The 14,254-nt window shown below is 59.8% G+C and carries 11 protein-coding genes; 10 read left to right on the forward strand and 1 reads right to left on the reverse strand.

Annotated elements, in window-relative coordinates:
• Positions 1 to 75: 75 nt before the first annotated feature.
• The 10 genes from ASE11_RS21215 (at position 76) to ASE11_RS21260 (ending at position 12,649) form a co-directional block, all read left to right on the forward strand.
• Entirely contained in the window at positions 76 to 1,596 is a 1,521-nt protein-coding gene (locus ASE11_RS21215; RefSeq protein ID WP_056276292.1) for a DNA-3-methyladenine glycosylase 2 family protein, read from the forward strand.
• Positions 1,593 to 2,093: a methylated-DNA--[protein]-cysteine S-methyltransferase gene (locus ASE11_RS21220; protein WP_056276296.1), complete on the forward strand. Its 501-nt coding sequence runs from the start codon at positions 1,593 to 1,595 to the stop codon at positions 2,091 to 2,093. Before ASE11_RS21215 ends, ASE11_RS21220 begins: the two co-directional genes overlap by 4 nt.
• A 97-nt stretch (positions 2,094 to 2,190) precedes the next feature.
• Positions 2,191 to 3,102, forward strand: coding sequence for a DMT family transporter (locus tag ASE11_RS21225; RefSeq protein WP_056276490.1), 912 nt, complete (start codon positions 2,191 to 2,193; stop codon positions 3,100 to 3,102).
• A gap of 205 nt (positions 3,103 to 3,307) precedes the next feature.
• The gene (locus ASE11_RS21230) at positions 3,308 to 4,465 is read left to right on the forward strand and encodes a tyrosine-type recombinase/integrase (RefSeq protein WP_082585912.1); all 1,158 of its coding nucleotides are present in this window, start codon (positions 3,308 to 3,310) and stop codon (positions 4,463 to 4,465) included.
• Between the two features lie 635 nt (positions 4,466 to 5,100).
• On the forward strand, positions 5,101 to 6,435 hold the full coding sequence (locus ASE11_RS21235; RefSeq protein WP_162258079.1) for a metallophosphoesterase: 1,335 nt from the start codon (positions 5,101 to 5,103) through the stop codon (positions 6,433 to 6,435).
• Between the two features lie 18 nt (positions 6,436 to 6,453).
• The gene (locus ASE11_RS21240; RefSeq protein WP_056276306.1) at positions 6,454 to 7,521 is read left to right on the forward strand and encodes a GTPase-associated system all-helical protein GASH; all 1,068 of its coding nucleotides are present in this window, start codon (positions 6,454 to 6,456) and stop codon (positions 7,519 to 7,521) included.
• Entirely contained in the window at positions 7,518 to 8,564 is a 1,047-nt protein-coding gene (locus tag ASE11_RS21245) for a TRAFAC clade GTPase domain-containing protein (RefSeq protein WP_156406436.1), read from the forward strand. Before ASE11_RS21240 ends, ASE11_RS21245 begins: the two co-directional genes overlap by 4 nt.
• Entirely contained in the window at positions 8,564 to 9,421 is an 858-nt protein-coding gene (locus ASE11_RS21250) for a TRAFAC clade GTPase domain-containing protein (protein WP_056276314.1), read from the forward strand. The genes ASE11_RS21245 and ASE11_RS21250 overlap by 1 nt, the downstream gene beginning before the upstream one ends.
• A 7-nt stretch (positions 9,422 to 9,428) precedes the next feature.
• Complete coding sequence (locus ASE11_RS21255; protein ID WP_056276317.1) at positions 9,429 to 11,489, forward strand: hypothetical protein; 2,061 nt, start codon at positions 9,429 to 9,431, stop codon at positions 11,487 to 11,489.
• An 863-nt stretch (positions 11,490 to 12,352) separates the two neighbouring features.
• Positions 12,353 to 12,649, forward strand: a complete 297-nt coding sequence (locus ASE11_RS21260; protein WP_056276320.1) for a hypothetical protein — start codon at positions 12,353 to 12,355, stop codon at positions 12,647 to 12,649.
• Positions 12,650 to 13,178: 529 nt separating this feature from the next.
• Here ASE11_RS21260 and ASE11_RS21265 read toward each other — a convergent pair.
• Positions 13,179 to 13,475, reverse strand: a complete 297-nt coding sequence (locus tag ASE11_RS21265) for a hypothetical protein (protein WP_056276322.1) — start codon at positions 13,473 to 13,475, stop codon at positions 13,179 to 13,181.
• Positions 13,476 to 14,254 lie beyond the last annotated feature (779 nt).

Below are 14,254 nucleotides of genomic sequence, written 5' to 3' on the forward strand. Positions count from 1 at the left end.
TGTAGGAGGGGGTTTGGAGAGGTCGGGAGGCATATGTCCGGAAACGACCAGCGAACCTCCGGTGCAAGGCCTACCATGACACCCATGAATCCACCCGACCGCATCGACCAGGACGCTTGCTACCGCGCGCTGTGCTCGCACGACGCGCGTTTCGACGGCCAGTTCTTCACCGCCGTCACCTCCACCGGCATCTACTGCCGGCCGGTGTGTCGCGTGCGCACGCCGCGGCGCGAGAACTGCCGCTTTTTCGAGCATGCCGCCCAGGCCGAGCACGCCGGGTTCCGCCCCTGCCTGCGCTGTCGGCCCGAGCTGGCACCGCTGGACCGCCACTGGTCGCGGGAAGACGCTTCCACCATCCTCGCGCAGCAGGCCACACTCTGGCTCGACGATCCGCAGCACTGGCTGGACGCCGACGGCAACATGGGCGAAAGGCTGGCCACGCGCCTGGGCGTGAGCGACCGGCATCTGCGCCGCGTGTTCGAGGAGCGGCTGGGCGTCTCGCCCCTGCAGTACCTGCTCACGCGCAAATTGCTCACCGCCAAACAACTGCTGGCCGACACCGACCTGCCGGTGACCCAGATCGCGCTGGCCAGCGGCTTCGGCAGCGTGCGCCGCTTCAACGCGGCCTTCCTCGAACACTACCGGCTGAACCCGACCCAGCTGCGGCGAGAAAGCAGCACCAGAAGCCGGGACAAGGGTCAGGGCACGACCGTGCGCCTGGGTTATCGGCCGCCGTACGACGTGGCTGCCACGCTGGGCTTCTTCCGCCAACGCCTGATCGAGGGCGTGGCCTTTGTAGACGACAAACTGCGCCTGGGGCAGACCTTGCGCATGGACATCGGTGGCCGCAGCCACCGCGGCTGGTTGCTGGCCGAGTTCGACGAGGAACGCAGTCAGCTCGTGCTGCGTGTGAGCGACGAACTGCGCGAGGTGCTGCCGCAGGTGATCCACCGCCTGCGCGCCGCGCTGGACCTGGACGCCGACCCGGCATCGATCAACGCCGTGCTGCACGGCGCGTTCCCGGCCGGCGACGGCCTGCGCGTGCCGGGTGCGCTCGACGGCTTTGAACTCGCCGTGCGGGCGGTGCTCGGCCAGCAGATCACCGTGGCGGCCGCGCGCACGCTGGCTCAGCGGCTGGTGAACCGGTTCGGCGAGCCCATGGTGACGCCCTTCGCGCAGCTCACGCGGCTGTTTCCAGCCCCCGCCGTGCTGGCGCAGGCCGGCGGTGATGCGCTCGGCGAACTGGGCATCGTCAAACAGCGCCAGGCCGCCATCGTGGCCCTGGCCCGGGGCGTGGCCGAGCAAGGCCTGGTGCTCAACGGCAGCGCCGACGTGCCCGCCACCATCACCGCCCTCAAGGCCCTGCCCGGCATCGGCGACTGGACCGCGCAGTACATCGCCATGCGCGCGCTGCGCTGGCCCGACGCCTTTCCCGCCGGCGACGTCGCGCTGCACAAGGTGATGGGCGTGCAGGCACTCAAGCACCCGGCCCGCGAGGCCGAAGCCGCGTCGCTCGCCTGGAAACCCTGGCGCAGCTACGCCGTCGTCCGGGCCTGGTCGGCAGGCCATGTCACACACACAGGAGCCTCCACATGAAACACGATCCCCTTACTGTTTTCACCTCATGGCAAGGTCCGCTGGGCGCCATGACCCTGGCGGCGACGCCGCGAGGCCTCAGTGGCGTGTGGTTCGATGGCCAGCGCCATGGGCCCGATACCTCGGCCTGGCGCCGCGATCCTTCGAATCCCCTGTTGCTCAAAGCGATAGGACAACTCACCGAATATTTCGCGGGGCAGCGCAAGCACTTCGATCTGCCGCTGGACCTGAACGCGGGCACGCCGTTCCAGCAACAGGTGTGGCAGGCGCTGCTGGGCATCGCCCCCGGCGCCACCACCAGTTATGGCGGATTGAGCGCCTCGATCGGCAAGCCGGCAGCCGTGCGCGCCCTGGGCGCCGCGGTGGGCCGCAACCCGGTCAGCGTCGTGGTGCCCTGCCACCGTGTGCTGGGCGCCGACGGTTCGCTTACGGGTTACGCGGGTGGGCTCGATCGCAAGACCGCGCTGCTCTCGCTCGAAGGTGCCCGCCTGCTGTGAAGCGCCAGGCATTGAGTCGATCCGCGCATCAATGGCGCACCTATCCGGCATCAATGCCGCTCCTGCGCACTCGAACGCCCATGCATACTTTCACGCCATGAACCCCGTCCTTGCCCTTGAATTCCTGTTGCTCGCCGCGCTGTGGGGCGCGTCCTTCCTGTTCATGCGCCTGGGTGCGGCCGAACTCGGCGCACTGCCAACGGCCGGCATGCGCGTTGCGCTCGCCGCCCTCTTTCTGCTGCCCGTGTTCCTCATCAAAGGTGTCTGGGCCGACTTCCGCGCGCGTGCCAAACCCATCCTGCTCGTGGGCCTGCTCAACTCGGGCATTCCGTTCGCGCTGTTCGCCTATGCGGTGCTGCACATCACGACCGGGCTCAGTTCCATCCTCAATGCCACCGTGCCGCTCTCGGGCGCGCTGGTGGCCTGGCTCTGGCTCAAGGACCGCCCGGGCGGCTCGCGCATGCTCGGCCTGGCCATCGGCTTTGCCGGCGTCACGCTGCTGGTGATCGGCAAGTCCGGCTTCAGCGCCACCGGCGTGGCCGGTGCGGGCTCGTCCGGCACCACGCTGGTGGCCATGGGCGCCTGCCTGCTGGCCACTCTGTGCTACGGCATCGCGGCGAGTTTCACCAAGCGTTACCTCACCGGCGCCCACCCGCTGGCCACCGCCACCGGCAGCCAGATCGGCGCGGCCCTGGGCCTGGCCATCCCCACCATCTGGCTCTGGCCCAGCCAGCCGGTGAGTGCCACCGCCTGGGGCGCGATCGCCGCGGTCGCCCTGCTCTGCACCGCCATCGCGTACATCCTGTTCTTCCACATCATCGAAAAGGCCGGCCCGAGCCGCGCGCTGACGGTGACCTTCCTGGTGCCGGTGTTCGCACTGGTGTATGGCGCCGTGTTTCTCAACGAGATCATCACGCCCTGGATGATCGGCTGTGGTGTCGTGATCGTCTGCGGCACCGCGCTGTCGACCGGGCTGGTTCGCCTGGGCTGGCTGGAGCGAGCAACCTGACCGGACAGACGAAAAAAAATCACCAGGGTCTTGCGACCACGGTGATTTGATTCATGACTGGCGGAGTGGACGGGGCTCGAACCCGCGACCCCCGGCGTGACAGGCCGTAAATACAAATCTCATATGTCTATGATTTACAATATGTTTTATACATATTCCTCCCCATTTTTCTTTTTTGGGGACAAATCCGGGACACTGAACTTCGATGGCAAATTTCACGCGACGCGAATCTGGCAAGTGGCAAGCAAAAGTCCGTCGTGAGGGCTGGCCCTCACAAAGCAAAACGTTCGACACAAAGGCGGCAGCGGAGGCATGGGCCAGATCGGTGGAGCGTGAGATGGATACGGACTCATTCATCTCCAGAAACGACGCCGAACGAACCACCTTCCTCGAAGCTGCTGAGCGCTACCGGACAGATGTACTCCCTTCAAAACGAGGGAAGCAACAAGACGGCTACGTGCTCAAGCGCGTGACCGAAGAGTTTGGCTCGTACTCCCTTGCCGCGATCACACCGGCCAAGCTGTCTGCGTACCGGGACGAGAGATTGAAGGCTGTCAGCCCACAGACTGTGCTGCACGAGTTGGGCATGGTCTCCCGAATTTTCAAGGCGGCCAAGCTGGACTGGAACATTGCCCTGCCCAAAGGGAACCCTGTCGAGGATGTGCGCAAACCCAGCCCGAACAACGACCGAGCAAGAAGACTCGAGAGCCTTGAAGAAGACCTTCTGTTGAATGCTCTGAAAGAGTGTGCCAGCGTGTGGCCACATGCTGCGGCAGTGCTGGCCATGGAGACTGGTGCCCGCCAAAGTGAACTGCTGTCTCTCAAATGGGAAGAGATCGACTTGGAGAAACGTGTTGCACGTATTCGTGGTCGGGATGGCGGAAAAACAAAGAACGGCGATGAGTACCGAGATGCGCCGCTGTCGAGGCGGGCTGTGGCACTGCTCAACTCACTTCCCAAAGCAACGCGAGGAAAAGTACTCCCCCTCAGCCAGAACGCACTTCAGTTGTCCTGGGAACGGGCAGTGACTCGCGCAAGGAGAACCCATGTGTTTGGATTGCTCCGTGTGCTACTGGAAAAGGACGGTTTTGACGAAAAGGCCCAGGAGCGCGAAGTCACCGCACTGAAATTCAAGAAACGAGCGCCCAGTGAAGCGACGGTCAATCACCTTGCTGACATCGACAAGCACGACAGGGTGATGGTCGACCTTCATTTCCATGACTTGCGTCATGAAGCCACCACGCGCCTCGCCGAGAAACTGGAGATGCATGAACTCATGAAAGTCACCGGCCACAAGACCACACGCATGCTTGCAAGGTATTACCACCCTCGGGCGGCTGACTTGGCCAAGAAGCTTGACTAAAAAGAAGCCTTTTGGCGTATAGGCCCGCGCGACTGAAAAGGTCAGGACTCTGTCGAACGGACTTTATTTTTTGGCGACATATCCCAAGCAGTCACCCGCCACTCACGTGAACGGCCATGGGCAAAAACAGCATGACAATCCCGTCAATGCGTTTGCCCGCTAGCGCACATGGCGACGTGCATTGCACCCTAACAAACCCAAAAGGATAACGGTCATTCGCCTGATCAGTTTTCTTTAGTAGCTCTTAGGAGCTACTTTTTTTTATGGGCGACAGTACTTGTGCGAAAAACAAAACTTCACCAAAACCGGTGACTGGACCAGCTCGGAGGCTGGTGTTCGGCTTCGCAGCGATTGCCGCCAGTCAAACCCTAAAGCTGGATGTCGGCACTGGGGCTTATTGCGAACGTTCAATGCTCTGGGTAGGTTTGATTGCGCTCTTGGAGCATTGCTTTGTCCGGTGCCCACACCCATGCCGCCCGCGCCGCTGCTAGGAGATGTCTTTAGACCCGGAGTAGAAGAACTGAACTTGTCCAGCATATCCGCGGGAGTCGCCGAACGGGCGCAGAGCAAACCAGTTGCTCGCAAGTCAGACGCTTCGACAGCGATCAAGGTAACTGATGGTTAAGATGCCCAGGATGCGCCTTCTGCATTTGTCTGACATCCACTTTCGCTCTCCTGACTGCGAGACCCTGGCTACCGACCGCAATCACCCGTACCGAACGCTGCTTGCACAGGATGCGGTCGAGCTCTGCCGCGAAGGCGGTCCGGTCGACGCGATTCTGGTCGGAGGTGACATTGCCTACAAGGGTGAACCCGGAGAATACCGTGTGGCACGCGCATGGCTACTTGGCCTTGCGCATCAATGCGGTTGTTCACCGGAAGGCATCTACGTCGTCCCAGGCAACCACGACATCGATCGGGGGGTATGCGCCAAGTCGCTGACCATTTCCGTTGCGCAGGACGCTATCGCTAAGGCGTCGGATGATGAGCGTGAATCGATGTTGAAACGTCAGCTCGCAGACGCAACCTTGGGCCAAGCCTTGTTCCAGCCATTGGCCGCCTACAACGAGTTCGCTGCGGGGTTCGACTGCAGCGTGTATCCCGAGCTTCCTTTTTGGACAGACGAAGTCGAACTGGATAGGGGCGTACGCCTGCGCCTCTTCGGACTGACGTCGACTCTCATTTCTGGGTTGGGCGGGCGCGACGATGGCCCAGGACGCCTGTACCTTGGTAGGTTGCAGACGGTTCTGAATCCTGAGCAAGATGTAGTCAATCTGGTGCTCTGCCATCACCCGCCTTTGTGGTTCTCTGATCGAGACGACACTGACGACAACATAAATGACCGAGCCAAACTGCAGTTCTTCGGGCATGAGCATCGACAGCGCTGCACACCCACGCCGACCTACATGCGGTTCCAGGCTGGAGCTGTGAACCCGGACGTTTACGAGCGAGACTGGAAGCCGGGCTACAACTTGCTCGACATCTCCGTGCGCGGTGAAGGCCTGGACCGGACTTTGGATGTCCGCGCCTTTGTGCGCCATTTTCAGAAGGCACCTGAGATGTTCGTCGCACTAAAACCAGATCGATTCCAGGAAGTTTGGACGCACAGCATGCCGCTTCCGCATCTGCCACCACTAGGCGAGGCTGCTGCGAGGGTTGAACCGATTGCGCCATACCCTGCCACCGCAGTAGCGGTGGCCATACATGCGGCCGCCGCTATCGCAGTTCCAGCGGAGCCCAAACCGGAGGCAACGATGCAAGGCCCGTCCCCGCGCAACCTCATTTTCCGGTTCTGGGACCTATCAATTGCTGAGCGCCGAGACATCATGTTAAAGCTTGATCTGATCGACGTCGCAGAGCTTCGCGTGCCGGAGCCAGAGCTTTACAAGAAGGCATTCAAACTGGCCGCGACCCGCGGTCTCCTGGCCGACCTGGCCAGCGAAATCGAACGCGTTGAAAATAGCCATTAACACGAGGAGGGGGAGACCGTGCAGGATCAATTCGACAGTTGGTATAGCGGGATGGAATTCAGCGAGAACGCCGATGTCCGCTCGCGGCGGTGGGCGAGCATCCAAAGCATCGCAAACAACCCGACCGCCACGAGGCTGGAAGTGCTGACGCGATTGGCCTTTCGTACGAAGCTACAGGGTTTGGCCGCTGAGGCGGGCCAAGTCCGCACTCAGTTGGCCGAGGGCGGTCCTGCGCTAGAGGATGAGGAAGTGGCTCTACTCGCTGCAGTAGCGCTTGCACTGATTCTTGATGAAAGAGACACGACGGCCGCCAAAGCTGCTGCCCTTGTCACCGGCTCAGCGTGCGCTGGTCTTCGAGGGTTGCAACAGCCGATGGACCTCGTGGGCATGGCTTTGAACGCGCAAGCCTACCTATCGGAAACCGCGCGCCGCAGGCCACCTCTCGAGCAGCAAAAGCTCGTCAATCCTCAACTAGATGTCGCTGCCAACCTCAACGCGCTGGCGGATGGGAACATCGCTACGGTACGCGCAGCGTTGGAGGCCCTCACTGGAGCTACCACCAAGGTTCTTTCTGCTATGGCGGCAAGACAGCGATCGTTCGAGACAGCCGTACAGGGCTATGTGCGGGTGCAGGATGAGGAACTCGACATCCTCTGGTGGCTGCAAGGCGGTCAGTGCGTTCGCTTCGGGTTGCCCTTCGCAGAGGTTCAGCCTGAATTCCGCCCAATCGTCTTCGCCGTCGAACTGGCGGCGCTGACGAAGGTGCTGCCAGGACCGACCGCATTTTCTTCGTTACTGGTCCGTGTGGGAGTCGATGACACCGTTCAACTGACCATCCCGGCTGCGGTACAAGGCCTGCCGCAGGAGTGGCTCGCGCGTGTTTTGCCAGAAGATCGCACAGGCAGGGTGTCCATGACAACGACACCGATCCTGGAAGCTGTCCGTCGGCGACAAGAGGCTGATGGCGCGGATACGTGGGCCTCGGTGTGGAGTACGGTGACCGGCATCGACCAGACGAAGCCGTTGTCTGCACTGCAGCTCTGCGAAGCGTTGTACCGCGAGCTGCTCCAGGTGACGTTGGGATGAGCGCCATGGAGGAGGAAGACGAAGCTCCCGCGATCCAATGCTCCAATCTCGAATGCAAGATCGCATCCGGTGGTCGCTGCCTAGAAGGTTTTTCCGAGGTCACTGCATGCCCTCAGTACGGTAAGGCTGTGCCTATCGTCCCAGCTGCGGCGCCAACTGGCGCACTTTCCGCTCGTCAGGGAGTGAGACTGCCGCACGCTGAGGCGCTGTCCATTAGCGAAGCGACCAACCTGCTCGGCAAGGGTCCGTGCAATGTGATTTCCTTGGTGGGACCGTTCGATTCAGGCAAGACCAGCCTGATTGCGGGCATGTACGACCTGCTCCAACGAGGGCCGGTAGGCGGCTACGCTTTCGCCGGATCGTCCACGATGCACTCGTTTGAACGTGCTTGCCACGACTCTAGGCGCGAGTCGGAGCGCGGCGAGGCGCACATGGAGCGCACTGAGCGAGGCGAGGTGCTCTTCTTCCACGTCGATTTAGTCGATGAAGAGCGCGACGCTAAACGCTCGGCGTTGTTTGGCAATCGTGCGGGGGAGGAGTACACACTCGTTCAGGACGAGCTCGACCGAGCGAAGAGCTACCCAGAACTGAAGCGCTCTGACGTGCTGACTGTGTTGGTTGACGGCGCCAAGCTGCTCGATGCTGGCGAGCGCCATCAAGTGCGCTCTCAGGTTCGTATGACGTTGAGAGCGTTCGTGGAGGTCGGCGTGGCGCCGCCCTGGCAACGCCTAGCGCTGGTCCTCACAAAGCTCGACGCGATCCGCAGGGACGACGCAGCTCGCGACGGTGCGCTACGCCACTTCGAGACACTCGTCGCTAATGTGCGACTGGAGTACGCCACCAAGTTCGCTCAGGTCCAGGATTTCAAGGTTGCCGCCTCGCCCAAAACTACCAACGCTCACCGTGGAGAGGGAATGGCTGAGCTTCTCAGATACTGGATGGCAAACCCTTGCCGCAATGTGCCTAGCGCTATTGCGAAGGAAACCGTGCCTGCGGAGCGCGCGTTCGGAAGACTTCTTCCAATAGCCGCGAGGACCGTTTAATGACCGTACAAGACATCGTCGTGTTGGGTTTGCCTGGGTCAGGCAAGACGACCTTTCTCGCAGCGCTGTGGCATCTCCTGACGTCCGGCGAAGTCAGCACAAAGTTGCAGCTCGTTAGGCTGAAGGCTGACCAATCTGCGCATCTCAACGAAATTGCGGCCCTTTGGCGCAAGGCCAAGGTTCAGGAGCGCACCCTCCATGCGGGCGACCGCACAGTAACGATGTGGCTTCAAGCAGGGGGCGACCCGGAGTTTCAACTGTCGTTTCCAGACCTAGCAGGCGAATCGTTTCAGGAGATGTGGGAGGGTCGCGAATGCTCGCATGAGGTCGCGGCATCAATGCGTAGCAGCGGTGTGCTGCTGTTCGTTCATGCGGACAAAATCAAACCTCCCGGCTGGATCATCGACGACATTGAAGATGCGGAAGCGATGGGGCTGAACATCGAACCCGGTAAGCCAATTCTTTGGTCTGCACGCCTTGCACCTACACAGGTCAAACTCGTCGACCTCCTTCAGTTACTGCAGTCCGCACCGTTGGACGCTGGTCCCCGCCGCGTTGCCATTGTGCTCTCCGCATGGGACAAAGCCGCAGGCTCTGGAAGACAACCCGACGACTACCTGGCGGCACACCTGCCGCTGCTCCAGCAGTATCTGAAGCACGGTCTCGACAAGGCGTGGACCGTGAAGGTGTTTGGGGTCAGCGCTCAAGGCGGGGTCTACGATGAACAGGGCAAGCCCGCAAAAGATGAGGCCCAACGCATCAGGGAAATGGACGTTCCGTCCGAGCGGATCTCGGTCGTCTCCGCTGGTGGTAGGTCGCATGACCTGACGGAGCCACTTCAGTGGCTTCTGGCTTGAGGTAGTTGTGGGCACCATCGTCCATCAAGCTCTGCACGGCTATTCTGAGGGCCACCGGCAGTTCGCTTGCTCCGCCAAGCTGTCGCCCAACGACGTGCGCCAAGTTCTCGTCATGAGTGATTCATCGGGTGCCGGCGTGACCGCGGAAGGCATCTCCTACCTTACGGGCTACCCGCTACAGGAGTCGGGGCTCTATGCCCTGGCGCGCACCTGGCCGGCGCCAGAGATGCCGAGGCCAGGATGCGTCTGGACGCATACGCTGTTCATCGAGTTTGCCGATCTAGCGTTGTTGGATAGTCCGTCACAGCTCGAGCAATTGTTCAGGATTCCATCGGTCGAAACGTCGAGAACCTACGGCGTCAGTGTGGACCTTACTGCGGCCGCTCCCGCCTCCTGCGCACTCACGCCAACTGAGGTGTCGCTGTTCCAGCGACTCGCGACCGCGCTGTACGAACATCCGCACGAGCAGGTGTGGGCGAAAAGAGCCGGCGACAGATTTGTTGACGACGTGGTACTTCGGCTTTGGGACCTGCAGTGGCCGCGTCTGAGGCGGTCGTTCAGGTTCTGTACCCTGACTACGCGCGACCGTTCACAGGAGGGCTCACCGTTCGACCTGCAGCTGTGTGCCGAGTCTTTGTCACGACTGAGGTTTGCACAGCAAGCCGACGGCATTGAGGCCAATACGATCTCTATTGAGCCATGGCTAGTACAACTCGTCGAGTACGCCGACCGTCCCTCCGCCACCGGCTTCCGAGAGGCTCTACGCTTGCTGGGTACGGACGTGCTCGGAGGGCGCGATGCAATGCGGTCGATTTGCAGCTTGCAAGCTGTCCTCGCACGACATGAGCCTTCGGCCGTCGAGGAAGCCATCGCATCGGTTCAGTCCAATGCACCTCTGTCTTCCTCCAAGGTCGCACGGGTGATGGTTGTCAACGCCGTGCTCTCGCGCTCGAACGAACTCAGTCCGGACGCGCTCGCGTATGTTGTAGCAAACCTGGACCTTGTGAGCGACCAAGAACTCGCCCAACATGCCAACCGGCTTACACGCAGCCTTTGGGCGAGTTCGCCGCCAAGACTGGTGGAGTTGCTTTTTGACCAGCGTCCGGCCGTGCAGGCTGCGATACGGGAAGCTGTAAAGGACATCGACGTTGATGAACTCGCCCAGGGTCTGGTTCCAGGAGAGGGATGGATGCGGCGCTTGCTTCAGGTGCGGCCCGACCTGACAGAGACACCGGAGTTCTGGCGGCGAACACAGCCGCGCGCATCTGATATCGAAAATGCAGGGATCAAACTCCAGGGCGACATCGCGCTGGAGTCAGCTGTACTAGGGCTTCACGATGAGTTCGCCATTGAGTCAATCGCCCGAGGTTTCGGGGCACTTGCAGTGCTCGAGACACTTCAGCGACTCATGACGACCTTGCAAGAGTTGCCTCAAGCGTTAGCGTGGGTGATGCATGCTTGCCGCGATGTTAGTGGTGCGGCCAGCTTCCTCGCCCATGTCAGGGCGCCAAGCGTGCAACTTGTCGATGCCATCGCCAATGAACTTGCGCCGGACGCAGTTCCCAATGACTACGGAGTCGACCCCTGGTTCACGGCCCTGAGCGATCTGCAAAGTCGGGGGGCTCTGCCGCTCGAGCTTGTTGCCTACGGATTCAGACGAGCCCTTGGCTACCGCACACGAAGCGCAGGGCCGCTGTTGCGCCTGACCTTCGACACCATGCATTGCTCCGCGATAGCCGGCTCATTTAATGACGCGAGGTGGCAGCAGTTTCGCGATTCTCTTCCTTGGGTTAAACAAGCCGATGCTTGGGATGTTGCTTTGCGCTTGCGACTTGCCGCGGCGAAGAGAAGCGTCGAGGCGCCAGTTCCGGCTGAGGACTATGTCGGGATCACAGCGGACGACCAAGTGTTCCTGTCTCTGATGGCTGCAACTTGGGATCATTGGGGTGGTCAACGCTATCTGAAGAAGGTCGCCGAAGAACTACAGGAAACTTCTGGGGCACAGTTGATTCCGCATTTCCGACTCCTAGTTAGTTACATAGACCGGCACTCACATTGGTGGAAGTAGGGACGGCGGTACGTCGAATTAGTGCTGCCTCCTCTACATAGACGTCGGCTTCCCCTCAAGAGCAGTCACTCGTCGGCTTGCCTGCACCTGACCGCTATCAGTCTGAAGTTGCCCACCACATGCCAAGGTCGACCCCGCAGAGATTGCCCAACGACGGTGCGTACTTCATGCTCGTTCAGTCCGTTTCGGCTGAGTGGCAAATCGCGATTGAACAAACTGCTTTGCTTGTTCCAGAGTGACGACTTCATATGGCCATGAGAAGTGGCGATACAAGAAAGAAGTACCTTCGCGATCAGTTACCTTGCAGTCGACCTTGAAAAGCGTACCAGGTGGATAAGGGGTCCCAATATTCGCTTTGCGATCAGAAGATCATCTGTACGGACGATTACCGTCGGCACCTGCGGGTTGACACCCACCTGCACGGATGCTTTGAGTAGCTCGTTTCTTCCTGCGCTCACTCGGCCAATCAAACGGAGCTCTGCGAAGGCTCCGTCAGTTGTCCATAACGTAGATGCAGACTGAAAGTAAGCAAGGTGATCTGTTCCAGTGTTCATTCTCGGAAGTCCGCCTAAGGCTGATTGCTGCAGTCTAGTCTGGGCTACACCATCTGACAGCACTCGCCACGAATCGCCAACTCCTGGATGTCTGCAACGTGGTGCAGATCGCACGTTCGGGGCGTTGGCTCAGCCGGCTGCAGTCAGTCTAGAGCTGCCATCAGGATCCCGAGACCCGCTTGGCAGCTACAGCAGTCAGTCAAGCTTGTTGGTCGAACGAGCGCTGCACACCAAGCCGTAGTTATTCATCCCATCAAGCGGCGCATGCACCCCCTTTCCGATCCCACACTGCTCACGTAAGAATCGCTCATGGCGTTCAGCCTGGCCAATAGCGTGCACGCGGGCTTCCCCTCGCCGGCATCGGACTTCTCGGCAAAACGAATCTACATCATGGACCGCCTGGTGGTTCTCTTCGAGCCGGTAAGCCACTGCTCGACGGCGGCGTCTTCGATGGAGATCACGCTGCGCTTGTATTGCTCGTCAGGTCCCTGCTTGGGATCGGGGTTGATGTCTGCCACGGTGCCTCTTCGCCACGAACTTGCGGCGGGGAGCGGATCGTACACGGTTTATTCATCCAGCACGTTGATGCTCCTACTGGATGGGTGAGGCACACCGCCTTGCGATATGGAGGCTCCTTGTCAACTCCATGGATCCGCAAGCTGGGACCTCAAAACGAGCCGTTGATACGGCTTCGTGCACTTTTTTTCGTAGATACATATCCCTTCCAGTCATGGCGATGTGCCTGACCTTTTAAAGGAAAAATCTACTATGCGTATCAACAATGCTCAACGGACTGGTCTTGCTGATCTGTTCGAAAAGATTGCCATCGGTTTAGTCTGGGCTCTCTTCTTTGTTATTTTCATAAATGAGCAATTTTCATGGCTGAAGGTAATAATAATCTCCATATTATCTTTTGCATCTCTTGTTGTCTCAGTGTGCCTGAGAGGATCTGCCAATGAAAATTGACTTAGTTCACAACCTGCACCTGCACTTTCATCCATTCGCCAATCTAAGCAAGCTTCAATCAATGTAGATTTTCATCAAATCAACAAAGCCAACAACCAAAAACCACGATTCGTCGTGGTTTTTTTATGTCCATACAGAAACGAAAAAATCCCGCCGAAGCGGGATTGGGTTAACTGGCAGTCAGTTTTTCAAATGATTTTATTTCGGCATGCACAAAAATCAAGAAATCATCAACTTGCCCCAGTAAATGAAAATACTCATCATCAAATAGTTGGCTGGTGGTTTTACAGAGCAGCAGAAGCTCTCTAAATCCCTTAACTCTCTGCTGTGACTCAAATAAACATCCAAGCAGATTCATTTGCATCGCCACAGGATGATCGTATTCACCATGCTGATGAAATCTTATTAACCCCTCCATGTCTTCAAGCGTTTCCGAAAGTTGCACGGGATCGAGTGTGAGGTTCATATCTTAATACCTTTGAAGTTAAACATATTCAACTGAATAGTCTCCTGCTCACTTGGTAGCTCATCACAGAAAGTGAAGTTCTACCGATGTTGCTTGGTGACTGCAGTGGATATGTGCACAACTCAAAAAGGCCAAGAAGGTCGATCTATCCAGAACTCAAGGAAGCCATGTGGGGGGTTTGGCTGGATCAAGAAGTTCAAGAGTTTGCGGAGCGGCCACGCGGTTGTGGAGTCTCCGTTCATGTTCGATGCAGATGCTCCATGAACATGCGCCGCGTGGTCGGCGAGGAAGGAATGCGCCGCCAGGTGCATTCGGGGGCACCCGCCTTGCGGGGGGCGGCAGCCCGGTCGAAGACCTGTGCGGAGGGCACCCGGCCCACCGGGGAGGCGGGAGCCTCGTCCGAAGGACTGCTGTGCGCCGCTTCGCGGCTACCTGGGAGGTTTCCGATGTGCGGAGCACAGGCGCGAGCCCAAGCACGGCAGTGCGCGGTCGGTAAACCTCCCAGGTAGCCGCGAAGCGGCGCACAGGTGTTGGGGATGGGTGGGGAGCCGCCGCAAGGCGGGGAGGGATAGGGGCGAAGCCACTACCCCTCCCGCGCAGGCGCAGCCGAAGCGCTGGGGGGCCGCGTAGCGGGGAGCGCAGCTCCCGCCGCAGGCGCGGACTTATTTTTTGTCGCACATACCCCGATGGCCAGGTCAAATTCCCCCACCCTTGGCCACCCCAAATTCCCCCAGGCAGGACGGTCGGATTATGACGACTCGGGTGTGATGGCGATGCGT

Source organism: Hydrogenophaga sp. Root209, from assembly GCF_001428625.1.
Lineage (GTDB): Bacteria > Pseudomonadota > Gammaproteobacteria > Burkholderiales > Burkholderiaceae_C > Hydrogenophaga.

Excerpts from the sequence above, each read along its gene's own strand:
- ASE11_RS21225 (WP_056276490.1), top strand. The coding sequence starts at position 2,191 with ATGAACCCCGTCCTTGCCCTTGAATTCCTGTTGCTCGCCGCGCTGTGG.
- ASE11_RS21215 (WP_056276292.1), top strand. The coding sequence starts at position 76 with ATGACACCCATGAATCCACCCGACCGCATCGACCAGGACGCTTGCTAC.
- ASE11_RS21260 (WP_056276320.1), top strand. The coding sequence starts at position 12,353 with ATGGCGTTCAGCCTGGCCAATAGCGTGCACGCGGGCTTCCCCTCGCCG.
- ASE11_RS21265 (WP_056276322.1), bottom strand. The coding sequence starts at position 13,475 with ATGAACCTCACACTCGATCCCGTGCAACTTTCGGAAACGCTTGAAGAC.
- ASE11_RS21230 (WP_082585912.1), top strand. The coding sequence starts at position 3,308 with ATGGCAAATTTCACGCGACGCGAATCTGGCAAGTGGCAAGCAAAAGTC.
- ASE11_RS21245 (WP_156406436.1), top strand. The coding sequence starts at position 7,518 with ATGAGCGCCATGGAGGAGGAAGACGAAGCTCCCGCGATCCAATGCTCC.
- ASE11_RS21235 (WP_162258079.1), top strand. The coding sequence starts at position 5,101 with ATGCGCCTTCTGCATTTGTCTGACATCCACTTTCGCTCTCCTGACTGC.
- ASE11_RS21250 (WP_056276314.1), top strand. The coding sequence starts at position 8,564 with ATGACCGTACAAGACATCGTCGTGTTGGGTTTGCCTGGGTCAGGCAAG.
- ASE11_RS21220 (WP_056276296.1), top strand. The coding sequence starts at position 1,593 with ATGAAACACGATCCCCTTACTGTTTTCACCTCATGGCAAGGTCCGCTG.